27 protein-coding genes and 1 tRNA gene are annotated in these 21697 nt (G+C 62.9%); 18 read left to right on the forward strand and 10 right to left on the reverse strand.

The window, feature by feature from the left end; genetic code table 11:
* Positions 1-4: 4 nt before the first annotated feature.
* Positions 5-445 carry a large conductance mechanosensitive channel protein MscL gene (mscL, locus tag ACWH49_RS15510; RefSeq protein ID WP_448172259.1) on the reverse strand — a complete coding sequence of 147 codons (441 nt, stop codon included), beginning with the start codon at positions 443-445 and terminating at the stop codon, positions 5-7.
* Between the two features lie 169 nt (positions 446-614).
* Between mscL and petA the strand changes: the two genes are divergently transcribed.
* The 16 genes from petA (at position 615) to ACWH49_RS15590 (ending at position 13737) form a co-directional block, all read left to right on the forward strand.
* The gene (petA, locus tag ACWH49_RS15515) at positions 615-1214 is read left to right on the forward strand and encodes a ubiquinol-cytochrome c reductase iron-sulfur subunit (RefSeq protein WP_448172260.1); all 600 of its coding nucleotides are present in this window, start codon (positions 615-617) and stop codon (positions 1212-1214) included.
* 64 nt (positions 1215-1278) lie between these two features.
* The gene (locus ACWH49_RS15520) at positions 1279-2679 is read left to right on the forward strand and encodes a cytochrome b (protein ID WP_448172261.1); all 1401 of its coding nucleotides are present in this window, start codon (positions 1279-1281) and stop codon (positions 2677-2679) included.
* 25 nt (positions 2680-2704) lie between these two features.
* A complete protein-coding gene (locus ACWH49_RS15525; RefSeq protein WP_448172262.1) occupies positions 2705-3475 on the forward strand; it encodes a cytochrome c1 in 771 nt (256 codons plus the stop codon).
* 137 nt (positions 3476-3612) lie between these two features.
* Positions 3613-4224, forward strand: coding sequence for a glutathione S-transferase N-terminal domain-containing protein (locus ACWH49_RS15530; protein ID WP_448172263.1), 612 nt, complete (start codon positions 3613-3615; stop codon positions 4222-4224).
* A gap of 12 nt (positions 4225-4236) precedes the next feature.
* Entirely contained in the window at positions 4237-4767 is a 531-nt protein-coding gene (locus tag ACWH49_RS15535; RefSeq protein WP_448172264.1) for a ClpXP protease specificity-enhancing factor, read from the forward strand.
* A gap of 50 nt (positions 4768-4817) precedes the next feature.
* Positions 4818-4893: transfer RNA gene (locus ACWH49_RS15540), tRNA-Thr, on the forward strand.
* 312 nt (positions 4894-5205) lie between these two features.
* Complete coding sequence (locus ACWH49_RS15545) at positions 5206-5526, forward strand: hypothetical protein (protein WP_448172265.1); 321 nt, start codon at positions 5206-5208, stop codon at positions 5524-5526.
* Positions 5527-6062: 536 nt separating this feature from the next.
* Positions 6063-6683: a hypothetical protein gene (locus ACWH49_RS15550; RefSeq protein ID WP_448172266.1), complete on the forward strand. Its 621-nt coding sequence runs from the start codon at positions 6063-6065 to the stop codon at positions 6681-6683.
* A gap of 1197 nt (positions 6684-7880) precedes the next feature.
* The gene (locus ACWH49_RS15555) at positions 7881-8183 is read left to right on the forward strand and encodes a helix-turn-helix transcriptional regulator (protein WP_448172267.1); all 303 of its coding nucleotides are present in this window, start codon (positions 7881-7883) and stop codon (positions 8181-8183) included.
* Positions 8180-8827, forward strand: coding sequence for a hypothetical protein (locus tag ACWH49_RS15560; RefSeq protein WP_448172268.1), 648 nt, complete (start codon positions 8180-8182; stop codon positions 8825-8827). The genes ACWH49_RS15555 and ACWH49_RS15560 overlap by 4 nt, the downstream gene beginning before the upstream one ends.
* 33 nt (positions 8828-8860) lie before the next feature.
* Positions 8861-9271 (forward strand): hypothetical protein, encoded by a 411-nt coding sequence (locus ACWH49_RS15565; protein ID WP_448172269.1) that lies wholly within the window; start codon positions 8861-8863, stop codon positions 9269-9271.
* Between the two features lie 479 nt (positions 9272-9750).
* Entirely contained in the window at positions 9751-11076 is a 1326-nt protein-coding gene (locus tag ACWH49_RS15570) for a hypothetical protein (RefSeq protein ID WP_448172270.1), read from the forward strand.
* 186 nt (positions 11077-11262) lie between these two features.
* The gene (locus tag ACWH49_RS15575; RefSeq protein ID WP_448172271.1) at positions 11263-11667 is read left to right on the forward strand and encodes an SHOCT domain-containing protein; all 405 of its coding nucleotides are present in this window, start codon (positions 11263-11265) and stop codon (positions 11665-11667) included.
* Positions 11664-12071 (forward strand): hypothetical protein, encoded by a 408-nt coding sequence (locus ACWH49_RS15580; RefSeq protein WP_448172272.1) that lies wholly within the window; start codon positions 11664-11666, stop codon positions 12069-12071. Before ACWH49_RS15575 ends, ACWH49_RS15580 begins: the two co-directional genes overlap by 4 nt.
* 8 nt (positions 12072-12079) lie before the next feature.
* The gene (locus ACWH49_RS15585) at positions 12080-12529 is read left to right on the forward strand and encodes a thermonuclease family protein (protein WP_448172273.1); all 450 of its coding nucleotides are present in this window, start codon (positions 12080-12082) and stop codon (positions 12527-12529) included.
* Positions 12526-13737: a hypothetical protein gene (locus ACWH49_RS15590; protein ID WP_448172274.1), complete on the forward strand. Its 1212-nt coding sequence runs from the start codon at positions 12526-12528 to the stop codon at positions 13735-13737. The genes ACWH49_RS15585 and ACWH49_RS15590 overlap by 4 nt, the downstream gene beginning before the upstream one ends.
* Here ACWH49_RS15590 and ACWH49_RS15595 read toward each other — a convergent pair.
* From ACWH49_RS15595 to ACWH49_RS15605, 3 genes are all read right to left on the reverse strand, one after another.
* On the reverse strand, positions 13734-14120 hold the full coding sequence (locus ACWH49_RS15595) for a TIGR04438 family Trp-rich protein (protein WP_448172275.1): 387 nt from the start codon (positions 14118-14120) through the stop codon (positions 13734-13736). The two genes, ACWH49_RS15590 and ACWH49_RS15595, sit on opposite strands and share 4 nt — an antisense overlap.
* 224 nt (positions 14121-14344) lie before the next feature.
* Positions 14345-14569: a hypothetical protein gene (locus ACWH49_RS15600; protein ID WP_448172276.1), complete on the reverse strand. Its 225-nt coding sequence runs from the start codon at positions 14567-14569 to the stop codon at positions 14345-14347.
* Between the two features lie 198 nt (positions 14570-14767).
* Positions 14768-14950 (reverse strand): DUF3606 domain-containing protein, encoded by a 183-nt coding sequence (locus tag ACWH49_RS15605; protein WP_448172277.1) that lies wholly within the window; start codon positions 14948-14950, stop codon positions 14768-14770.
* Positions 14951-15157: 207 nt separating this feature from the next.
* Here ACWH49_RS15605 and ACWH49_RS15610 point away from each other — a divergent pair, with 207 nt between their 5' ends.
* Positions 15158-15358 (forward strand): hypothetical protein, encoded by a 201-nt coding sequence (locus tag ACWH49_RS15610; RefSeq protein ID WP_448172278.1) that lies wholly within the window; start codon positions 15158-15160, stop codon positions 15356-15358.
* An 8-nt stretch (positions 15359-15366) separates the two neighbouring features.
* Positions 15367-15762: a hypothetical protein gene (locus ACWH49_RS15615; RefSeq protein WP_448172279.1), complete on the forward strand. Its 396-nt coding sequence runs from the start codon at positions 15367-15369 to the stop codon at positions 15760-15762.
* 1218 nt (positions 15763-16980) lie between these two features.
* Here the strand turns inward: ACWH49_RS15615 and ACWH49_RS15620 are convergent.
* The 6 genes from ACWH49_RS15620 to ACWH49_RS15645 all read right to left on the reverse strand — a co-directional run bounded on the left by ACWH49_RS15620 (position 16981) and on the right by ACWH49_RS15645 (position 21696).
* A complete protein-coding gene (locus ACWH49_RS15620) occupies positions 16981-17352 on the reverse strand; it encodes a hypothetical protein (RefSeq protein ID WP_448172280.1) in 372 nt (123 codons plus the stop codon).
* Positions 17352-17522 (reverse strand): hypothetical protein, encoded by a 171-nt coding sequence (locus ACWH49_RS15625; RefSeq protein WP_448172281.1) that lies wholly within the window; start codon positions 17520-17522, stop codon positions 17352-17354. The genes ACWH49_RS15620 and ACWH49_RS15625 overlap by 1 nt, the downstream gene beginning before the upstream one ends.
* A gap of 38 nt (positions 17523-17560) precedes the next feature.
* Positions 17561-17788 carry a hypothetical protein gene (locus ACWH49_RS15630; RefSeq protein WP_448172282.1) on the reverse strand — a complete coding sequence of 76 codons (228 nt, stop codon included), beginning with the start codon at positions 17786-17788 and terminating at the stop codon, positions 17561-17563.
* Positions 17789-19067: 1279 nt separating this feature from the next.
* A complete protein-coding gene (locus ACWH49_RS15635; RefSeq protein ID WP_448172283.1) occupies positions 19068-20468 on the reverse strand; it encodes a YfjI family protein in 1401 nt (466 codons plus the stop codon).
* A gap of 8 nt (positions 20469-20476) precedes the next feature.
* Positions 20477-21400, reverse strand: a complete 924-nt coding sequence (locus tag ACWH49_RS15640; protein WP_448172284.1) for a DUF7146 domain-containing protein — start codon at positions 21398-21400, stop codon at positions 20477-20479.
* Positions 21397-21696, reverse strand: coding sequence for a hypothetical protein (locus ACWH49_RS15645; protein WP_448172285.1), 300 nt, complete (start codon positions 21694-21696; stop codon positions 21397-21399). The genes ACWH49_RS15640 and ACWH49_RS15645 overlap by 4 nt, the downstream gene beginning before the upstream one ends.
* Between the last annotated feature and the right edge of the window lies 1 nt (position 21697).

Here is a 21697-nt window from a genome sequence, read left to right on the forward strand (position 1 = left end):
GACCCTACTTCCGCAGGGCGTCGCGGATCTCCCGAAGCAACACCACGTCCTCCGGCGTGGCCGGCGCAGCTGCAGCTGCAGGCGTGATCGCTTCGGCAAGCTTCAGCCGGTTGATCTGCCGGATCATCAAAAAGATGATGAACGCCAGGATGATGAAGTTGATCGCCACGGTAATGAAGTTGCCGTACGCGAACAAGGGCACGCCGGCCTTGGTCAGCGCCTCGTAGGTCATCGGCCCGTTGTAGCCCGCGGGCGGGTTGGCCAGCATCACGAAGAAGTTGGAGAAGTCGAGCCCGCCGAACAGGCGACCGACGATCGGCATGATCAGGTCCTTGACGACCGAGTCGACGATCTTTCCGAACGCCGCGCCGATGATCACGCCGACGGCAAGGTCCACGACATTGCCCTTGAGCGCGAATTGCTTGAACTCCGTTGCGAACGACATGTTGAGCACTCCTGGGGGTCACTGCAGGCAGAAGGCTGACGCGCAATGGTTGCGGTCAGTCGCCGCGTAGTATTCCGAAGGTCGTGATGAAGTCAAGCGCCTTGACACGTCCGCTAGAATCGCGGGTTGACCCTGCCTGAAGCCTTCAGAAGTCTCGTTGAGGATCCCTATGAGTGACCAGCAAATCGACAGCAGCAAACGCACCTGGATCATCGCTTCCAGCTGCGCCGGGGCTGTCGGTACCGGCTTTGCCGCCGTTCCGTTCGTCGCGAGCTTCCAGCCGTCGGAGCGCGCACGCGCTGCCGGCGCCGCTGTCGAAGCCGATATCAGCGGCCTGAAGCCGGGCGAGAAGATGACCGTCGAATGGCGCGGCAAGCCGGTGTGGATCGTCCGCCGCACCGAGGCGCAGCTGGCCGAGCTGCCCAAGCTCGACAAGGCGCTCGCCGATCCGAACTCCAAGCGCACCAACTTCGCCGAGACGCCGGAGTACGCGCGCAACGAGTGGCGCTCGATCAAGAAGGAATACCTGGTCGTCGTCGGCATCTGCAGCCACCTCGGCTGCTCGCCGAGCGACAAGTTCGTGCCGGGCCCGCAGCCCTCGCTGCCGAACGACTGGGAGGGCGGCTTCCTCTGCCCGTGCCACGGTTCGACCTTCGACATGGCCGGCCGCGTCTTCAAGGACAAGCCTGCTCCCGACAATCTCGAAGTGCCGCCGTACATGTACCTGTCGGACACCCGGCTGATCATCGGCGAAGACAAGAAGGCCTGAGCGGACGCGCGCGAGCGACGCTGACCCCAGGCACCAAGACGGCACCCCAGGAGTACATCACCACATGGCCGAATACCACGAAGCCCCCGCGAACGCGACGGCGGGGCAGAAGCTGCTGAACTGGGTCGACAACCGGTTCCCGTTGTCCAAGCTCTACAACGAGCACGTCGGCGAGTACTACGCGCCGAAGAACTTCAACTTCTGGTACATCTTCGGCTCGCTCGCGATGCTGGTGCTGGTGATCCAGATCGTCACCGGCATCTTCCTGGTGATGAACTACAAGCCCGATGCGGCCAAGGCCTTCGAGTCGGTCGAGTACATCATGCGCGACGTGCCGGGCGGCTGGATCATCCGCTACATGCACTCGACGGGCGCGAGCGCGTTCTTCATCGTCGTCTACCTGCACATGTTCCGCGGGCTGATGTACGGCTCCTACCGCAAGCCGCGCGAGCTGGTCTGGATCTTCGGCTGCGGCATCTTCCTGTGCCTGATGGCCGAGGCCTTCATGGGCTACCTGCTGCCGTGGGGCCAGATGAGCTACTGGGGCGCGCAGGTCATCATCAACCTGTTCGCGGCCGTGCCCTTCATCGGCCCGGACCTGGCGCTGCTGATCCGCGGCGATTTCGTCGTCGGCGACGCGACGCTCAACCGCTTCTTCAGCTTCCACGTGATCGCGGTGCCGCTGGTGCTGCTGGGCCTGGTGGCCGCGCACATCATTGCGCTGCACGAGGTCGGCTCGAACAACCCGGACGGCGTGGAGATCAAGGCGAAGAAGAACGCGGCCGGCGTGCCGCTGGACGGCATCCCGTTCCACCCGTATTACACGGTGCACGACATCTTCGCCGTCAGCCTGTTCCTGATGGTCTTCAGCGCGGTGCTGTTCTTCGCGCCGACCGGCGGCGGCTACTTCCTGGAGTTCAACAACTTCATCGAGGCCAACCCGCTGAAGACCCCGGCGCACATCGCCCCGGTCTGGTACTTCACGCCGTTCTACTCGATGCTGCGCGCGACCACCGATCTGATGGTCCACATTCTGTCCGCCATTCTGCTGATCGCGGCCGTGCTCGCGATCGTGCGCGGCGGCTTCAGCGCAATGGGCAAGCTGATCGTCGCGATCGGCGCGCTGGTCGCGGTGGCGCTGCTGAACTACTTCGACGCCAAGTTCTGGGGCGTGGTCGTGATGGGTGGCGCGGTCATCATCCTGTTCTTCCTGCCCTGGCTGGACCGCAGCCTGGTGAAGTCGATCCGCTACCGCCCGAGCTGGCACAAGGTCCTCTACGGCGTGTTCGTGTTCTTCTTCCTGATCCTGGGTTACCTCGGTTCGCAGGCTCCGTCGGACGTCGGCAACTACGTCTCGCAACTCGGCACGCTCGTGTACTTCGGATTCTTCCTGCTGATGCCGTGGTGGAGCCGCATCGGCACCTTCCGTCCGGTGCCCGATCGCGTGACCTACGCCGCCCACTGAGCCGACGCGCCGGAGCACTCACACAATGAAAAAGTTCTTTCTCTCCCTGCTCGTCTCGTTCGGTTTCATCACCGGCGCCGCCGCCAGCGAAGGCGGCTACGCGTGGGACAAGTTCCCGACCGAGAAGATGTCGGACATGGCCGCGCTTCAGCACGGCGCCCAGCTCTTCGTCAACTACTGCCTGAACTGCCACTCGGCGAGCTACATGCGCTACAACCGCATGCACGACATCGGCCTGACCGACGACGAGATCAAGAAGAACCTGCTGTTCGCGGCGGACAAGGTGGGCGACACGATGAAGGTCTCGCTCGATCCGAAGCAGGCCAAGGAATGGCTCGCCGCCGCGCCGCCCGACCTGACGCTGATCGCCCGCTCGCGCGCCGACATCAGCAAGGGCAGCGGCGCGGACTACCTCTACACCTACCTGCGCACGTTCTACCGCGACGACACCAAGGCGACCGGGTGGAACAACATGGCCTTCCCCGATGTGGCGATGCCGCACGTGCTCTGGGAATTGCAAGGTCAGCAGGTCGCGAAGTTCGTGGAAGAAAAGGACCACCACGACCCGAGCAAGACGATTCACCGCTTCGAGGGCTTCGAGAAGACCTCGCCCGGCAAGCTCGACGAGCATGCCTACGATCAGGCGGTCGGCGACCTCGTGGCGTACCTGCAATGGATGGGCGAACCGGCCCAGGAGCACCGCGTGCGTATCGGCGTGTGGGTGCTGCTGTTCCTGAGCGTGCTGACCGTGTTCACCTGGCGCCTCAATGCCTCGTACTGGAAAGACGTGAAGTGACGTCGTCCCGGCCTGCCGCCTGACCGGGCAGCAGGCACCGCGCGCAGTGGCACGCCGAACCGGCTGACCACTGCGTTCCCGTTTTTGACATGCCGCCTCGGTGAACCCGGTGCGGCCCGACCCAAGGATCCGCCGCCATGATGGTGCTCTACTCCGGAACGACCGACCCCTACTCGCACCGCTGCCGCTTCGTGCTGTTCGAAAAGGGCATGGACTTCGAGATCCGCGACGTCGACCTGTTCGCCAAGCCCGAAGACATCGCGTTGATGAACCCATACAACGAAGTGCCGATCCTGGTCGAGCGCGACCTGATCCTGTATGAGTCGCACATCATCAACGAGTACATCGACGAGCGCTTTCCGCACCCGCAGCTGATGCCGGGCGACCCGGTGGCGCGCGCCCGCGTGCGGCTGTTCCTGTTCAACTTCGAGAAGGAGCTGTTCGCGCACGTGAACATGCTCGAATCGCGCGGCATGAAGGGCACCGACAAGCAGCTCGAGAAGGCGCGCTCGCAGATCCGCGACCGGCTCACCCAGCTCGCGCCGATCTTCCTGAAGAACAAGTACATGCTCGGCGACGACTTCTCGATGCTCGACGTCGCGATCGCACCGCTGCTGTGGCGCCTCGACTACTACGGCATCGACATGTCGAAGAACGCCGTGCCGCTGCTGAAGTACGCCGAACGCATCTTCTCGCGCCCGGCCTACATCGAGGCGCTGACGCCGTCCGAGAAGGTGATGCGCAAGTAAGGGCGTGATCCCATGAGCAGCCCCCCGATCGCCCCGGCCACGGCGGGATCGTCGACCCGCCCCTACCTGATCCGTGCGTTGCACGACTGGTGCACCGACAACGGCTTCACGCCGTACGTGGCGGTGTTCGTCGACGCCAGCGTGCAGGTGCCCAGCGAGTACGTGAAGAACAACGAGATCGTCCTCAACGTCGGGTTCGAGGCGACCAGCGCGCTCAAGCTCGGCAACGAGACGATCGAGTTCAAGGCGCGTTTCGGCGGCAGCTCGCGCGAGATCGTCGTGCCGATCGACCACGTGATCGCGATCTATGCGCGCGAGAACGGGCAGGGCATGGCGTTCCCGATGCCGACGGAGGCAACGGCCACGCCGTCGACCGTCTCCGGCGAAACGCCGGCGAGCGTGACGCCGCCGCGCGCGGCACCGCGCCTGGCGCTCACCGACGCACCCGCGCCAGCCAAGGGAAAGGGTGGGTCGTCGGTCGACGAGCCGCCGCCCGATCCGCCCGGCGGCGGGTCCCGCCCCTCGCTCAAGCGGATCAAGTAGGACCGCGCCTCGTATACTTTTCCCTCGCCTTCCGGCTTGACCGGAAGCGCGCCGGCTTAGCTCAGTTGGTAGAGCACCCGCCTTGTAAGCGGAAGGTCGTCAGTTCGATCCCGACAGCCGGCACCACTAAAACACCGATTCGCAGACATAGTACTCACTGACTTTGCAGCGACAATCCCCTGTCCGGATACCATTTCGGATACCAACGCTCTTGGCGCCGGATCGGTAGGTCCGGCGCTGCGACTTGAGATGTAGTGTTGCGTCGCGTGCTAGACCCCACATATAGGGTGTCGGACAAGGGTTTCTCTGACACATGGTGCAGCGCAGCATGTGCGACACTCCGGTCCGAAACGCGGTCTAGGCTGCGTTTGTCTGCATTGAAGGCTCAGTGCAGCCGTTCGCAGCGTTGGCTACGAGCGTTTGACCCAAGGAGATTGCATGCACCCCGAAGACCTGATCGTTCGCTGTATGGCGCGACGCGAAGGCGACGTGTATGTTGCGGTTTGCATCGACTTCACACTCGCGGCACAAGGCGACTCCTTTGAGGATGCGACCCAACGATTGCATGGCCAAATCAACAGCTATGTGCAGGAAGCGTTTGCTGTCGACCTGCCTCATGCTGCTGAGCTTCTGACCCGCAAGGCGCCGCTTTGGCATCGAATCCAATACAGGCTCTGCCAGTTTAGAGCTCGGAGAGAGTCAGCTAAACGTGGGTATGCCTATGCAGAGGCATTACCTATGCGTCCCGCCTTTGCGTGAGTCGGTGGAAGCGACCGCTGACTGCGAAAGAGGTCCGGCGAATCGCCAAGAACCTCGGCTTCGAGCATCGGAACACCGAGGGCGGTCACGAGCAGTGGGTAAGGTCGACTCCGCCGCCATTTCGTAAACTCACTATTGATCCGCACATACAGCCGTTTGCCGACACACTTGTGATGTACATGGCTCGCCAAGTGGGGCTCTCCATAAAGGAGTTTTATCAGGCTCTGGACAAGTAGCTCCCCGCCTCCGAATACGGCCGCCTTTGGGCGGCTTTTTTCATGGCTGGCGCAGACGCGACTCTGCCGACCGGTATGGACCCGCGAGACGGATTCTCTTTCTCCGTCGCCTAGCTAGGGGCTGAATCACCCTAGCTACGGTGTGCAAAGAGGCGCCCCCATTAACGCGCCTCAAGTAGCCCGGCGGCCTCCTCTCCCGGCGGGCTCACGACTGCGGGATACCGCACCTCGCGCCCCGAATTCAAACTCTGGTCTTCGCGCGGCCACTGGCCCGGTCTTAAGGCGGAAGGGACAAGCATCATGAAGTCAAGGCCGGTGATTTGCGCCACGCTGTCATGCGCCACGCTTGCCACGCTGCTTGGTTGTGCGCCGGGAGACCTACAGAGCTGCATCGCGGAGGCGGTCAAGCTGCCAACCGACACGGGCGTCAGGATCGCCCGGTACGAGTGCGCGAAGAAGTTTCCCCAGCAAATCGGAGCGTATTCGCCGGCCGACGCGCCAGTGGCTGCCGAACGCGTTTCCCTCTCAAACCAGTTTCCTTACCCTTCGGCTTGGGGACGCTTTCGGGCATGGCTTGGCGTGGACCCATCCGTCGTTGTCGAGGACATCGTGGTTAGTGCGGCGAACACGATTAATGCGAGTCCCTCCGCGAAGGGCGACGAGGACACTCTTTCGATCAGCGCGGCGGCTCGGGGCAAGCAACTTGCCGTTCACTACGTTGCGCGCATCGAGCGGCGCCTTAGCGAGTCCGAGTTGACGCTAGTTCGAAATGAAGTCTTCCGCGACAAGATCGCCAAGACGTGCGCTGTGGGGATGAACCGCTATGGATTCGAGCAAGGCATGTCGTACTACTTGACCTTCGGCACGGCTTACGGTCAACACGTCGGTAACTTGCTGATCGACAAGTCCACCTGTTCGTAGCACTGGAGGTTCGGAGCGCCACCCACCGCATACTTACTGGCAGGTCCCTACGCTAGGCCGCATGAATAATGCGCAGTGGGAAAAAGCGTTCGCGATGTTGGTCGACGGGCACCGAACACCGGAGGTCACCTGGCCGCCTGAGCGCCTCCAGGTCATTCGCCGATTGAGCGGCGATAGCGTCGACGCCGACGATTTGCCGTTGCGCTATGTGCCGGCGCCTGCGAAGGCGGACCTCAGCAGCAGATCAGCAAAAAGTCAGCACTCGTCAGCACCCGAGAAGGGGTCTCCCGCTCGCATCTCGAAACCCAACTAGCCTGCTAAAGCGGCTAATTGGCTAATCGCTTTCCGGCCTCCCTGGCGTTGGCGACGCGGTTACCGAAGGCCGAAAGTCTGTTGACCCATGTTGACATCTGAGCAGCCGACAAACGGCGCGTGAGCGTGCCAGGCGCCTCAAATGCCCCGCTCGTCCCTAGGCGGACCTCAGCAGCACGCCCTGCAGCCAAAGTGCCGATTCAGCATGGCACTCTACGTATCGCGGCGGTTCGTAGCGAAGGCCAATCGCAACTCGTCCTGTCCACCACACGATGCGGCCTGTTCCCGATAGCAACAGCGGGCCATGATGCCCCTTCGGAATCTCGCCCCCAAGCTCGCCGCACCTGAGCGAGTCGCTCGCACGTTTCACGAACACGTCATTGGCAGCCACAGTCGTCATCATGATGGTTCCCCTGTACTGATGCGGAAATGTTCGCACCGCGCCCGAGGCTTGGCAGTGCCCCGTTTGGGGGGCCACACAACAACAGACTCCCCCCTGAACGGGTGCCCGCGGCGCAACGCGGAAGTACGGGAGTGATCGCAAGTGCACCGGCTCAAGGTTTCGCTCAAGGTTGCGGCGGGAACCAGCTTGGCCGGAGGTTAGTGGCGCGCAGGTTTGCGAGCTGGTTTGCACCAAACCAGAGGCATACAGGGCACGGTAACCGTCCCAGTCGACTCCGCGAAACCGTAGACATAGATGAACCTTTGAGGGCAATCGGCGGTGGAACCGGCGCGGTAATCGGCGGGCGTGCGACTCGTCGATTGCTCAGGAATGCTAATAAATGCTGAGGTTTGCGCGTAGCTGGTTGGTCTATCCGACCAGCCACTGAGCCGGGTTCGTTCGCCCACAAAAACACAGAACTTGGCCCCCCATGATGGGTGCCTATGAGAACTTTCTGCACCGTTGATGAACACGTTCCGGACACCGATCAGTGTGCGCAGCAACGAGCACGCAAGCAGCGTCGAAGCGCTGAGGTTGTGGCGCTGCAGGCTCCCGCTGCCGCCGACCCCGACGCGCTACTCTCGCGTCACACCGTGAGTGCCCTGACGGGCCTGGGGGCCACCGCGATCTACGTTCGCGTGCGTGCCAAAACCTTCCCCGCTCCGCGAAAAATCTCTCGTCGCTGTTCGCGCTGGAAATCTTCCGAGGTCAGGGCCTGGTTGCGCGAACAGGGGGCTGCAGCATGAGCTCAGTCGTCGACCCCGGCCAAGTTACCGCGCCAGCCGCCATCGACTGGCACAGCGTCGAGACCGCATATCGCACCACCGCCCGGTCGGTCCGTGAGATTGCCGCCGCCCACGGCGTCAGCCACGTCGCGATTCTCAAGCGCGCGAAGCGAGACGCCTGGGAGCGCGCGCAATCTCCGCAGGTTGCCTGCGTGGTTGCCACGGAAAGCGCCGACGCGCCAGCCATCACCAGACAAGCGGCGGCCACCCTGGTTACCGCCAAGCCGAGTCAGTCCGCAGCGGCTCCCGTCACTGCATCCCGTCCCCCAACCAAAGGAAAAACTGCCATGCAATTCCGATCACCGGACCCGGAGAACCTCATCCACCTTGCCAACACGGCCGGCCACACCACCGTGGTCCCCGCCGAGTTCGGCGACATCCCGCCTATGTTTCACCGCGCCGCGATCCTGGCGGGGGCTGAGGTTAGCGGCACTCTGTCCGGAGAACTTGAGAAGACGGCGCTGCTGCTGAGCGCGGACAAGCACGAACGCGAGGCCGCTGACGCCCAAAAGGCGGCCGATGCGGCTCGCGACCCGAAGTGGTTCCAGAAGATGCTTCAGGATGACCCGCGCAGCGCCACGTATCGGCGCCCCGCCCAGGCCTGACAGACGGCCATGCAGGCGAACCAAAACCCTGACATGGAATCGCGCATCCTCGAGGCGCGTCAGGGGCTGGTGCGCCCGCATCGAGCGGTTCAGGTAGTCATCGCGAACCCGCCTCCGACCCCTGCCTGCTGGGATGGAGACAAGAACTGGATCGACTGGCTGGTGCTGAGCTACTGTGCCGGACTTCCGATCGCTCGAAGGCGCGACCTGGGAAAGTATCGGGGCCAACGAGAGGTCAAGCTCGTCGCTCGGCTCGATGTCGACTACTGCGCCCCTTGCCTGCCCGAGTTCAAGACCTCCATGCAGCAGCGGGGTCGTTGCCACCCCTGTGCCGCAGAACGAGAACGAGAGCTCAAACAGAGCCGCGGTCCTTCCTCCGAACCACCCGCCACCGCCGTCCCGGCGGGTGGCATCAACCACGACGAATCGGCCGAGACGGCCTGACGGAGACAGACATGAACGACCTCGGCATTGCTGGGCCCAGCCCATATCGTGACCCGCGTACTGCACTCGGTCAGAAGCCGCTAGCGGCGCGCCGACCGCCTGGTTCGGTACAGAGCATTGCGGGTCCGGTCCCAGCGACTAAGGGTCCGATGCTTCCCGTCGGCCAGGCGACCGAGCTCGGAACAGCCAAGCCAATCGCTGATCCGCGCACGGCATATGGGCGCGCAGCGCCGTCGCCCGGCGGCATCCCTGGCCTTGGCGTTCGTCCCATGGCTCCGGGCTACGTTCCGCCCGAGTTCGTTGGTTCTCCGGCTGCCGCATCGATTGCTGCTCCGCCTCAAGGCATTGCGGCACCTCCCTCGCCTGTCGGGGCACAACCATCCCGCCTCGCTGCCGCACGGGGAGCCATCGGTTCTGCCGTCGACACCAGTCGCTCAGCGCTCAATAGCGCAATCCCATCGCGCAACCTCAGCGGTCCCATGAGCGCAGTCGGCAAAGCGGCGGCTGGCGCAGTGAAGCTCGCAGGCAAGTCGAATCTACCTCTGACCGTCGGCGCTGAGGGATTGTTGGCGGGCCGGGACATCCTCACGCCCGGCATGACCGGCATCGATCAGATTGGTCGCGTGGCAGAGGGTGCGGGACGCATCGGCGGCGCTGGTATCGGCGCACTTACTGGTGCTGCGATTGGTGGCCTGACGGGTCCCCTCGCACCAGTCGTATCCCCTCTACTCGGAATCGCGGGCGGGGCCGCGGGCTACTTCGCACCTGACGCTGCTAATAGGGCGTTCAACTTCGTCACCGACGGCGACAACCAACTCTCCAGTGATCGCGCTGAGCAATTACGCTTCAAGCCGGCGTCACAGGGCATCGCCGCGCCGCCGCCTAAGCCGATTCCTGCGGGAGACAGCAGGGCCGGCGCTGGGCGGGGTTTCGTGAACCCGCCGCCGGCACTCGCTGGTGGCATCGCCGATATCTACACGCGCGACGGGAACAGCTTTACCGACGGCTCGGCGTCCGGATCGAAGTCGGGCTACGGAGTATCGACCGTTGGGACAGACGCAGCCGCCGTTGCGCGAGGCGCTGCGTCAGACCGCGACCTAACCGCACTGCGCGCATCAGTTGCGAACGTCAACGACGCGACGCCTGGCCTAGGTGGTTTCAAAGATAGCGCGACCGAGGAGCGAAATGCTCGCCTTGCGCGGCAGAACCCGCTTGACCGTTTGGAGAGCGCTGCTCGACTCGGGAGCTCGACCCGCGAGCGGGCGACAGCGCGGAGCGCCTACGGCCAACTCGCCGGCACTCAGGACCAAGGCACCACCCAACAGGGGATCGCGGACATCAGCAACTTGGGCCAGACCATCCGCGCCAGCGCCAAGGACCGCACGGACCTCGCCCGTGAGCGAATGGGCAACTCGGTGGTGATGCGCGGCCAGGACATCGGCGCTCTCACGCATGCCGCTTCTGACAAGAACGCATTGGGCATTGCCGCGCTGCGCGGGACTGCCGCAGAGAACGTTGCGAACATCAATGGGGCCGCCCAAGTGAAGTCCGCCGACGCGTCCCGCCCGCGCTATATGCACGTCGATGGTGGGCAGGACATCGTGATGATCAATGGCTTTCAGACGCCAATCAAGAAGCCGGGTTACATCGTGGACATGATGACCGGGCAGCCCGTGATGCCGTCCCAACCGCCAGTGGGCCATGTGGTCAACAGCTCCAGTGGACGCTACCGGTTTAAGGGCGGCGACCCGGCTAAAAAAGAAAGCTGGGAAGCAGTCGCTGCCGGGCAAGGCATCGGCGGCTGACTCATCACATCGCAACGGGGGCTGTGGTGTCCGTACACCATCCCTTGAACGACTGGCCAATGTGGCCGTGCAGCGTAGTAGTCTCGTCAGATGCGACTCAGCACGACATTCCTATTGCCCTTGGCGGCCCTGCTCTTCGCTTGTGCGGGAAGCCCAACGATTCAGCCTGTGGTATCGAGCAAGTCAATGTTCGACGGCGCGGTCTACTCAGGGGAAGAGGCGGTAATCACCACCGACAGAGGCGGCGGTGAGGAGTACCGTGTATTCCGGCAGGGTGGTACAGGGTTCGTGTCGCTGCAGACAGTGCGGGATGACGCCGAACAGCGGATGACCGAGTTTTGCGATCGCAAGGGAAAAGTGGGGCAGCCGCTCCGAGAGCGAACCTCCGTGCCGCCGCACGTCCTGGGCAACTTCCCGCGAGTGGAGATTGTGTTCGCTTGCGTAGCCAAGCCCGCTTCGACCACTGCTTCTGCTCCGGGAGTGGACCCCAAGTTCACACGTCTCACGAATCTGAAGAAGTTGCTGGATGATCGCGTCATCACGCAGCAGGAATTCGACGCCGAGAAGGCGAAGGTACTAGCTTCGCCGTGAAGAGGGCCAGAACCCCGCCGGACACCCAGCCTGGTGAGTTCACCGAGGCGGAGCTGCACTCCAGCATCATCGATCAGCACAAGGCGCAGCTTGATGTTCTGAAGCACATCTCGACGCTCGACACAGCAATCCTCCTGGTAGTCGTCGCGTTTGTTGAGAAGGTGTTCGTTGCGCCGCGCATGCAATGGATGATCGGGTTTGCCGTTTTGTGTCTTCTGTCTAGCCTCGCGGCATCGGGGCTAGCCTGCCTTTCAGTCTTGGCTGCCTTTCCCAGGTACGGTGCTACGAGAATGGACAAGACAGACCGGCGGGAGCGAAGCCGCGTCATGATCGTCACGTTTCTGGGCCTGTTCTTCGGAGTGGTTTTCCTCGCAGGTTTCTTTTTCTACAACTGGTTCCTCTAGTCTGCCCGATGCTTTTGCCTACATTGCTCTGCGTAGTGATCGGCATTTCTGATGGCGACACCTTGAAGGTCAGATGCAAGACAGACCAAGGGCAGCAAGCTCTAACGGTTCGCCTTGCCGAGATCGATGCGCCTGAAAAGGGTCAGCCATTTGGTAAGCGCAGCAAGCGGCACCTGTCGGACCTGTGTTTTCGCAGGAACGCGGAGATTCGACCGACGGCTCGCGACCGGTACGGGCGAACTGTGGCTCGTGTGATTTGCGAAGGCGCCGACGCCAACGCAGCGATGGTTCGATCAGGGATGGCCTGGGCATACACACGCTACCTTAGCGACCCGCAGATTCAGGCGATGGAGGTGCTGGCTAGGCGCGAGTATGTGGGCCTGTGGAGCGACGAGGGCGTCATCTCCCCTTGGCAATGGCGGGCGAGCCGTAACACCCGTGGGCAAGGCGCCAAATGACTTCCGAGTACATCCTCGAACAGCGCGTCCTAGGACCGCACCTGCAGTTGAGCATCCCGGAGGAGCGGTACAAGGAACTTGCACAGGCCCGAGAAGTCTTGTCCGAGGCTTTGTACTTCGAACAGCGCTACGAGCTTCTCCTGGGAAACTTCTTATCGCTGGAGCAGGCCCTGACCGAGATTGGCCTGCGCGCCACGACCGAGCCGCAGTACGAATACTCCGACTTGTCTCGAAATATCGAGACGGCCAATCGACACGTCGTGAACTTGCTGACCGCCATGCGTAGCTACGCCGACCAAGTCGTTCAAGACTTCAAGTGCCTCGGGCTCGAGCCCAGTTTCGGCAAGGCTGCGAAGGCGGAACTGTCCAAGCTGTACGACCGAAGCTTCGACTATCAGTTCATGTACGAATTGAGAAACTATGTGCAGCACAAAGCTAATGCGATCCACGGGTTTGAAAGCGGCGATGCGTCTAAGGAAGATGCGAACGGGTGGGTTGAGGCGGTGAGGCTTTACGGGAACCGCGCCATCCTCGCGTTAGACGCGGGCTTCAAGGCTCACGTTCTGGAAAAGCAACCAGAGAAAATTGACGTTCGCCGAGTCGCGCGGCGAAGCGTGCAGGGCTTGGGAGAGGTGCACATGGCTCTTCGAAATCTGGCCGCGGAACACGTAGACCGAGCGCGATCCTCCATTCAGTCGACGATAGTGGACTACAGGGCCGCAGGCGCTGATTCAGATATTGGGCTGGCTGCTTGCATCCGAGGCTCTGACCAGGGCGTCGTGCCGATGCTGCTCAAGTGGGACGACGTTCGGTTAGCTTTGATGGCAAAGAACGCGAGCCCGATTCGGTTGTGGCCCCCGCGGACCCACAGGAATCCGAAACCTGAAACCATCAGGACGATACGTGAAGAGACCAGCATGAACCAAGCCCAGGCGGCGTCTCTCATCTTTGTGTCGCCCGAACGATGGCAAGACTATGAGGACGGTCTCCCAATGCCAGAAGGTCTCTTCCACCTGCTCGAACTTCAGCTCAAACGGCACAAGACGCATCGTCTAGAACTCACAACGTTGGCTGACGACGCATCCCCTCGGTACGTCAGATGCCCTTCTGACCGCAAAAAACCGAGGCGTCTTGGACAGGGGCCCGGTCCATCCCCAGGCCCGGCAGGTCGCCGACGGAAGCCACGCACCGTTGCGGCAAAACGCTAATCCGGCGACTTCGCGCCTGGTTTCGTTACCTCAGGCTGCTCGCTGTCTAACCGGCTCCCCAGTATGGAGTCACGATTTTTTTGCCGGTCCTTTGCGCGTCGGCCTTCCACACGATCGATTTCACGCTGTCGAGCGGCCAAGGCCCGTTCGGCTTCGGGGCTCTGGCCTGTCGCGGTCAAGGCGCTGCGGCGACGCTCAGCTTTTCTCTCCTCCATCCGCTTCATCTCGCGGCGCTTATCAAGCCCTGTCGCGTCGGAGAACCTCCACCACAAGACTGCAAGCACCAATGGGGCGACTGCAAGCCACCAAGGGCACTCAGCAAAGGGGCCAATCGCGGTGGCCTTTAGCGCGACCAGCACCAAGCCAATTAGGACGAGCAGCATCGTGTTCCTTCGTTTCCCAGATGATTGACTATCGGATTCGACGCGAGGCTGCCCAATCGCGCGCTGACCTCTCAGGTGCCTGAGTGCTCCGGTACGGCCACAGGTTCAGCGCAGCCTTCATTGCGGACTTCTTCGGCATTGGCGGATGTGCGCGGAGGACGAGTTCTTTAACGAACTCAGTTACCCAAAGGTCCTTGTCCGCGCTCATGTATCGCGCACGCCCCTCATCGACCGTTCTGTGCCGGGTGCCCGACGTCCGCGGGCGGTTCTTCAAGCAGATAGATTTCTACTGCCTCTTCGGGCGTCAGATCCTCTGCTTCGGGGTACGTCGCCTCGGCTAGGGCTAACTCCATCGCTTCGTTGCCAGACACCTCCGGCAGCAGTTCCCTCAGCTTCTTGGCGAAGCGCGGCATCCACTCGTCCTTCGGAATCTTCTGCATCGCGCTCACGCTGTGCGCCGCCCTGGCACCGGCTCGACGACCGCGTCTTCGCGCAATTCATCCGCGCGCTTCGCAGGTTTACGAGGCCCCAGCAACTGAAGCATCAGGCTCGCTTCGATCTGGTCGGCAAGGCACTGACCGCATACGCCTGGCGCCCATCCGGTTGCTTCTTGATAGTTAGTGCCGCAATCCGTGCAGGCAAGCATCTCAGCGCCCGCCCTTAAGGTATGCCTCAACCTTCTCGGCTCGATCGCCGACTGCGGCTACCGCTTCTTTCAATCGGTCGGGCGTGACTCCGAACTTCTTCGACCAGTCCCTCAGTTCGTAGTCTTGGTTGACGTTGATGCGCTTGCGATCTTGACCGCTAGCGTTTGTCTGGTCATCGGACATGGGAGGCTCCTATCGACGCGCAAGTGGCGCTGATCGGATATTCCGCCCCGGTCGCAGGCGGGCGCGACAGAGAAGCGCGCCTCACGCTGAAGGCGCCGTCCGACACACTGCCAGACACACGATCAATGACCAGAAATTGATTGCGAAACTCAATCGCTCGTGGCACTGTGGTTATGTACAGTAGTCCGTCTTCAACCGGAGACGATCATGGACCATCACCTAACTCCGCCCGAGTGGATTGCGATTGCCGCCCACCGCCTGCACTACCGCTGGCGCTCGATCAACCCCGGACAGCTTGAGGACGTGGCCGCTGAACTGTGGAAGGACGAGCACCTGTCCAGCCTCGAACCGGCCCGCGCCGTTGACGCCTGGCTAACGCCTATCCTGCCCCCTCCAGCGGCCCTCTGAAGGGAGCTATGAGGGTAGAAGTCGTTCGGTTACGGCTAAAGGGCGAGAAGCTGCCCCGGGAGGCCATCAAGGCGGCTCAGCGCGTCATTGGCGAACTGACCGTCAGGTCGCGGCTCGGCCCGGGCAAGGAGGTGGTATTCATTGCGGTGCTGGCAGATGACAAGCGCTTCGAGATGCTGCTGCCGGCCTTGGACCACGTCCGTCTAACTCGGATGAGTGGCGACAGCTTCATTCTCTTTGGCATCGAGGAAGAGGGAATGACGGAACGTGTCTTCAAGACGTTCCCTCAGGCTTGGTGGTGCCGGGCGGCACACCCTGAGCGAGAGCCGGTACAGATCATCGGATCTAGGCAGTTGGACCCCTCCGTCATGGCTGACCTGTACCCTGAACAGGCTGAGTCGTGAGCCGCGTCAGTAGTCTTCCCGGGTCGATAGTGCAGCGCGAGCCTTTAAGTCTTCGCTGCCTGGTCGTAGCATCGAACGGTCCTGTCACAAGAGACCAGTGCTGCTGCTTATCAATCGTGGCCACGTTCAAGTCTGCTCATGGGCTGCCGTCCAGGCCAAAGAGAATGGTCTGGCGCATAAGCGAGCGCGCTCCGTTTGGCGAATGGGTAGACCCCGAGGCGCCACCTCAACCCGAGCGCCTATCCCAGACCGACTTGCCCGAGGTGTCAACGAACGGTGGCTGGCTTGTCTCGTCGTTCGACCTACTGAGCGGGACAGACGTAGAGGAGGTCGAGACCGCTGTCCCGGGGGAGCTGTTCGATGAGATGTTCCCGTCGCCGGACAAAAAGAGGCCCAAGAGTTAGAGCGACCGCCCGGGCGACGAGAAGCGGACCTTGATCCGCACGCTGCAGGACCGGCGCAACCAAATGGCGCGGTCAATCGTGCCGGTCGACTAGAACGGAACCTCGGGCATGTTGGACCGCCCGAAGAAGACGCACGACACCAGTTGGAGCACCAGGGCGATGAAGATGATCCAGTGGCCGAAGCGCTTCAGCATGTGCTGATTCTAGGTGTCGGCAAGAGCGGCCGAGCGGAAAGAGCCCTCAGGTGAGGGCGCCGGGCGGAAGACCCGCGACGCCGATCGAGCCGGTCGCCACGTTGATGACCGTGTTCACCGGCCCAGTCGGACCGGTGGCGCCGAACGCTGCGGCTGGCCCGCGCAAAGATGGCCCGCGCGGCTCCGCCGGCTCGCCGTCGTGCTCGTCGTGCCGGCAACCCGGTGCCGCGCGGTTGTGAGTGTCACAGAGCGCGTGTTCTGCCGGCGGGCTCGACGGTGGAGCTTCAAGAGCGGCATGTAGCGCGACGATGAGCGCTGAAAGTGCGTATAAGTTGGCTTGGAGTTTCATAATTTCCTTGGAAGGGGTTAGTTCTCTGACTGCGAGGCCGATAGCTGAGAGCCAGTGATGGGTGTATCGGCGCGCAATCGTGCGCACTTGACCGGAATCATTGGCCACGCGCGTTACACCTGTGTCAGATTGTTCGAGGGGCGGGCTTTCAAGCCAGCCGCGGAAGCACTGCAGTGTTCCGGACCCGCGTCCCCCTGTCGATTTTTCCGGCGGGCTGCTGAGAACATCGAGGCGTCAGTCAGCGCGGTGATGCGACGCCCGGGCTTCGCGTTTACAGGCGCAGCCCATTCCCCGGCACGTCGGTCTGCTCTGCGGCGATGAGCCGGCACCACCAGGACTGCGGGAACGACTCCGGCTTCGACAGCGACCCGAGATCCTCAGTGCCGAACACGACGAAGTCGTTCCCCTTCATCCGCTCGATCCGTGCGTCGCGCAGCGGCGGCAGCAGCGTCTCGTCAGGCTTCGCGCCTGGCTTCTGCAGCTTGGCGAGCCGCGTGGGCTGCGGCTTCTCGTTCGGAGCCCACAGCGGGCGCCAGGGAACCGCCACGATCGTCAGATCGCCGTGCACCGCGTCGGTCATCGCGAGGATGGTCTGCGAGAGCTTCTCGCCGCGGTGGCGCATCGGGACGACATCGACGAACATCATCCGGCCCTTTTCGGGGGCTGCGGACGGGCCTTGAACCATTCCAACGCGACCGTGGCCGGCGAGCGTTCCGTGTTCGCGACCCAGCGGCTCAGCGCCAGCGTCCAGGCGAAGTTCTTCGGCAGCGGCTCGGGCAGCAGCGCATTGGCCTCGTCGATGAAGGCCAACATCCAGGCGTCTCGAGATTGGTCCGACATCGCTCCGGGGGTCAGGTGAGGAGCTCTGCGGGCCAGCGCTTCAGGCCCTTCAAGACGCCGTCATTGCGGACACGGTAGACGGCCAACACGTTTTCACTGTCGCGCAGAACGACGTACTTCAGGCTGCCAGCCTTCTTTACGCCGCTCAAACGCTGAGATGGCTGGACGTTGTTGCCGGCCTTGAAGTAGGCCGCATATGCCCGGCGCGCCAAGCCCAGTTCTTCGTCTTCGGAAATCATGGCGTTCTCCATGAGAGTTCGGATGACAAGAGCATGCGGCACCTAGGTCTGTTTGTCAAACATAGTTTCTCAAACAGACTAAGGAGTTCCACCCCCTTGCTCTGCACTTCCTCAGATTGAGGGGGTTTGATTGCCCCGGACGAGGCAGACGCCTTCGGTCACGTCGAGCGCCATGGGTGTGGGCGTATCCTTCCGCACAGGGGGTCTGACGATGCCACGTTACCGTTCAACCTCACCCGACGACCGCGACGCAAAAATTCGAAGGCTGGAGGACGAGCTCTGGTTCGCCCGGACGGCCATCATCGAATTGATGCCCGAGAACGCCCGTAGCCTGCTCACGACTCACTATCAGGTGTCTACGCGCAAAGACCTGTTCGACTGGCTCCACTGGTTGACACGGAAGGTCATCGACCTTTCGGACAAGCGCCCCGGTGAGCAGATGGGCGACTTCCCGGGCACCGTGCGTGCCTACTGTCCGCTTTGCGGCGAAGGTTCCTCCGGCCCCTATTCGCGCGGCTACTCGATCCCATTGGGCCTTGAGCGACACCTCAACGGCACGCACAGACAACGTCAGTGCGCCCCAATGCTTGCGGCCGATCGCCTCGCGCGAGATCGGGTGAACGAGAAGGAAAGGACTTCGCCTGGTTCAGCAAAAGGCGCTGGGAACCCTCCGTGGAAGGAGGCAGAGCCGGCGGTTGCCCCTGCGCCTCCGCCGCCATCGGGGCCAGGCGCGGCGGTTCTGCCTTTCCCCAGAAAGGCGGGAACCGACCGGACTCCATAGCGCGCCACCACCACAGCGGTCATCCCGTTGGGGACGCAAATGCAGGGCACCGCTGAAGCTGGTCTGCAAGGACCGCCTCGCGACGAGCACATCGCCACCCAGGTCCGATGTGGGCGCACTCCACGCAAAGCCGGCGGTCATCTTCATCTCTGTCGCGCTGCAGCAGCATCTCTGCCAAGCGGCTAGCGATCGCACCGTGACCGAGCCACGCAATTCGCGCCTTCCGTCGTTGCAGCGTAGCCGCTTCAACGGACGTCCACGGCGCCGGCCCCGCGGCGTCGTCCCACTCGACTGCCTCAGTGCCATCCAAGTCGAGGGACGGGTCGCCCTCCGCCCAGCCGTCCTCCTGCGCATCGTCGTTCGCCGCCGGGTCGGCTAATCCTGCTAATCCGCTAACCTGAGGCTCGCTCAGGGCGGAAGAGTCGATTAGCAGATTAGCCGGTTTAGCAGGGGGCGCGGGCTCGATGTCGTCTCGACCGGGGATGCGAAGCCTGAAGGTCACAGCCGCACCTCCCATGCTTCTTTGCGCGCTCTGCCGTCGAACTCAACCAGCCCCTCGGGCACCTTGCGGACCATGTAGTGGTCGCGAAGTACATCAATGGTGCTGCGCATCGTGTCCGCCTTGCGCAACTTCTTCGGTCCGTATTGCACTAACTCAGGCAGCGTGACGTGCCGCTTGCCATGCGCGACGAGCCACGACCACAACAGGGAAGCCGACTCTGATTTCTCGTGCAGCGGCTGCACTCCGGCCAAGCGCAGCGCCTCGTCTAGATAGAACTCGATCAGCTTGGCGGCGCGTTGCATGGCTTCTTCGCTCACCCGCGTCGCGTTTGAGTCTTCGATCAGCGTGAACACGCCCGCGATGCGCGCCAAGTGCTCCGCACCCTTAGAGGCAAGCGCACGCACCGGCTTGAGGTCGGCGGGAATGCTTCGCTCAATCTGGTCGTGAATCTCAATCCAATGCCGCCTCGCCGAGTCGGCGATGCCCAGGCACTTCGGGTCCAACTCATGGAACTCGTTGATCGGCCACTGGCCTTCGAGCAACTCAGTCATGCGCGACACGTAGGCTGCTGATGCTGGCGCTTCGTCGGCCCGCTCATTCCGGAACATCCGCGTGCCGGCGGTGCTGTCTGGGTACGCAACCAGGCAACGGGAGAACAGCCCTTGATCGCGCAGAACGGGATTGCTCAGCCAGGCGAACGTCGCCCGAGGCTGTGCCATGAGATGCAGGCAGACCCGCCGGCCGAACAACTTCGACGACCCGTCTCCCGACCGCACCCGATCGACCGGTGCGCCATCCCAGAACAAGCTGAGGCCGGCCGCAGTCCGGAGGGCTGACTCGTCGGACATGCCGTGTCCGCCAAGAAATCGTCCGCCTTCCGCACTGAATACGCCGATGCTTGGCAGGCCGGCCTCGAGCAACTTGCACAGGCCCTCGACGGTCGGGTCAGAGGCCAGAAACACCGCCGCCCGGGGGATGCTCGTGGTTTCCTTGTCTGCCTTCGACAGCTTGCTGCGTCGCTCCTCAGCTTCGCGGTGCTCGTCCGACTTCAACTTTTCGAACGACGAGTGAGCATGAAGAACGAGCCGGTCGACCGCAGACTTTCGTTCCCCCGACTCGGCAACACTCACGATGAAGAGACTCAACGGCGATATAGAGCCATGAGGCAGCATGACGTTGGCGAAGGGCTGCACCGCCAAGCTCGCCGCAGCAAGGAGGCTACTGCCGACGATTGCATCGGGCGCTTGCGTGCATCGCTGGATGACTCGACCGTAGTCGCCCAACACCGCGGGCAGTGCATCCATCGGAAACGGTTGTGGCGGATCCAGCTTCGCGGTGAGCGGCAGCGCGTCGTCGGGCCAGCCATCGGCGATCGGCTCCTGCAAGGCATGTTGCAAGCGGGCACTCATTGCGAACCCCCTGCGACGTAGGCGTCAAGCCAGTCAGTTCCGACCTCGTCCGGGATCAGGACGCGCACCTCGAGCCCGGCTGCAGCGGCTCGCCCAGCAAGATCGTGCGCTGCCGCTTGGCCGACACCCTTCGCGTCGTTGTCGCTGAACACGACGAGTGACTGCAAGCTTGCCGGCCACTCGAACGACCGAACGCCGCCAGCATTCATGCACGACCAGGTCGGGATGCCCGATCCCAGGTAGCAGGCCAGGGCGGTTTCGATGCCTTCGGCCACGCCCAGCACGGACGTGCCGTCGATCAAGGTCGGAGCAAAGAGTTTGATTGAGGCGCCGCCGATCAAGCCGCTCGTGCGACTGAGCTTCTTCGGCTGACCCACGGGGGCCTTCGTCCCGTCCGCGCTCACGTAGGTTCGATGCAGCGCGACCAACTTGCCGGCCGGATCGGTGACTGCGCCGACCATCGCCGCGTAGCGAGCTACCTCCTTGCCGTCTGCGAAGTAGGGCAGGGTGGTCATGCGGAGTGCTTTAGGGCATGCGCCGAGCTTTCCGAGGCCGCGGTTGACGAGGTACCGGCCAACGGGCGAGTTGCGGCTGAGTGGCTCCGCAGAGTCGAAGATTGCCGCGTTGGCACGCGCGGCACGACGGCGCTGGCGTTCTTGTTCTGCCGCGGCTGCGCGCTCGGCGGCCTCGTCGCGCGGCGGCCTAGCTGCTCGATCAGCAGCGCCGTCCCGCCACCAGCCAGAGACGCCCTGGCGCCAGCATCCGAATCGCACGATGCCACCCGGAAGGACGCGGACCCAACCGTCACGGTTGCTCGGACGGCTCGATGTCGCAAACCGGGTCAGGCCTTGGGGCTTGATGTCCTGCGGCGCCGCGCCGGTGGTCTGGCGAATGGCTTCATACACGGCGATGGGTGTCATGCGGCACCGCCGATCTGCACGAGGAAAGCATCAACTTCGGAGAGTGACGGCAGTTCCCGAGTGCGGTCCCATCGGCTTACCAGATACGGGCCGTCGGCTAGTTGCGTGAGCGCATAGCCGGAAAGTGCGAGCTTTGCGGTCAGCGTTGCCAGCCTCTTGACCTTGTCGGCCGGGCTGTCAGAATCGAGGTGCGTTTGTTGGACTTCGAGGCCTCGAGTATTTGCCGTACTCGGGGCTTCATCATTTGTGGACGTGTTGTCTTGCGCTCGTGCGAGCGCCGGCGAAGGGGCGGCCATG

It is taken from the genome of Rhizobacter fulvus (genome assembly GCF_964020785.1).

Bases quoted from the DNA above. Each gene is read 5' to 3' on its own strand.
- ACWH49_RS15560 (WP_448172268.1), top strand. From the start codon at position 8,180: ATGAGCTCAGTCGTCGACCCCGGCCAAGTTACCGCGCCAGCCGCCATC.
- ACWH49_RS15620 (WP_448172280.1), bottom strand. From the start codon at position 17,352: ATGTTCGTCGATGTCGTCCCGATGCGCCACCGCGGCGAGAAGCTCTCG.
- ACWH49_RS15555 (WP_448172267.1), top strand. From the start codon at position 7,881: ATGAGAACTTTCTGCACCGTTGATGAACACGTTCCGGACACCGATCAG.
- ACWH49_RS15590 (WP_448172274.1), top strand. From the start codon at position 12,526: ATGACTTCCGAGTACATCCTCGAACAGCGCGTCCTAGGACCGCACCTG.
- ACWH49_RS15605 (WP_448172277.1), bottom strand. From the start codon at position 14,950: ATGTCCGATGACCAGACAAACGCTAGCGGTCAAGATCGCAAGCGCATC.
- ACWH49_RS15535 (WP_448172264.1), top strand. From the start codon at position 4,237: ATGAGCAGCCCCCCGATCGCCCCGGCCACGGCGGGATCGTCGACCCGC.
- ACWH49_RS15550 (WP_448172266.1), top strand. From the start codon at position 6,063: ATGAAGTCAAGGCCGGTGATTTGCGCCACGCTGTCATGCGCCACGCTT.
- ACWH49_RS15615 (WP_448172279.1), top strand. From the start codon at position 15,367: ATGAGGGTAGAAGTCGTTCGGTTACGGCTAAAGGGCGAGAAGCTGCCC.
- ACWH49_RS15625 (WP_448172281.1), bottom strand. From the start codon at position 17,522: ATGTTGGCCTTCATCGACGAGGCCAATGCGCTGCTGCCCGAGCCGCTG.
- ACWH49_RS15520 (WP_448172261.1), top strand. From the start codon at position 1,279: ATGGCCGAATACCACGAAGCCCCCGCGAACGCGACGGCGGGGCAGAAG.
- ACWH49_RS15565 (WP_448172269.1), top strand. From the start codon at position 8,861: ATGGAATCGCGCATCCTCGAGGCGCGTCAGGGGCTGGTGCGCCCGCAT.
- ACWH49_RS15645 (WP_448172285.1), bottom strand. From the start codon at position 21,696: ATGGCCGCCCCTTCGCCGGCGCTCGCACGAGCGCAAGACAACACGTCC.
- ACWH49_RS15610 (WP_448172278.1), top strand. From the start codon at position 15,158: ATGGACCATCACCTAACTCCGCCCGAGTGGATTGCGATTGCCGCCCAC.
- ACWH49_RS15585 (WP_448172273.1), top strand. From the start codon at position 12,080: ATGCTTTTGCCTACATTGCTCTGCGTAGTGATCGGCATTTCTGATGGC.
- mscL (WP_448172259.1), bottom strand. From the start codon at position 445: ATGTCGTTCGCAACGGAGTTCAAGCAATTCGCGCTCAAGGGCAATGTC.
- ACWH49_RS15525 (WP_448172262.1), top strand. From the start codon at position 2,705: ATGAAAAAGTTCTTTCTCTCCCTGCTCGTCTCGTTCGGTTTCATCACC.
- ACWH49_RS15570 (WP_448172270.1), top strand. From the start codon at position 9,751: ATGAGCGCAGTCGGCAAAGCGGCGGCTGGCGCAGTGAAGCTCGCAGGC.
- ACWH49_RS15530 (WP_448172263.1), top strand. From the start codon at position 3,613: ATGATGGTGCTCTACTCCGGAACGACCGACCCCTACTCGCACCGCTGC.
- ACWH49_RS15595 (WP_448172275.1), bottom strand. From the start codon at position 14,120: ATGCTGCTCGTCCTAATTGGCTTGGTGCTGGTCGCGCTAAAGGCCACC.
- ACWH49_RS15640 (WP_448172284.1), bottom strand. From the start codon at position 21,400: ATGACACCCATCGCCGTGTATGAAGCCATTCGCCAGACCACCGGCGCG.
- ACWH49_RS15545 (WP_448172265.1), top strand. From the start codon at position 5,206: ATGCACCCCGAAGACCTGATCGTTCGCTGTATGGCGCGACGCGAAGGC.
- ACWH49_RS15575 (WP_448172271.1), top strand. From the start codon at position 11,263: ATGTTCGACGGCGCGGTCTACTCAGGGGAAGAGGCGGTAATCACCACC.
- ACWH49_RS15630 (WP_448172282.1), bottom strand. From the start codon at position 17,788: ATGATTTCCGAAGACGAAGAACTGGGCTTGGCGCGCCGGGCATATGCG.
- petA (WP_448172260.1), top strand. From the start codon at position 615: ATGAGTGACCAGCAAATCGACAGCAGCAAACGCACCTGGATCATCGCT.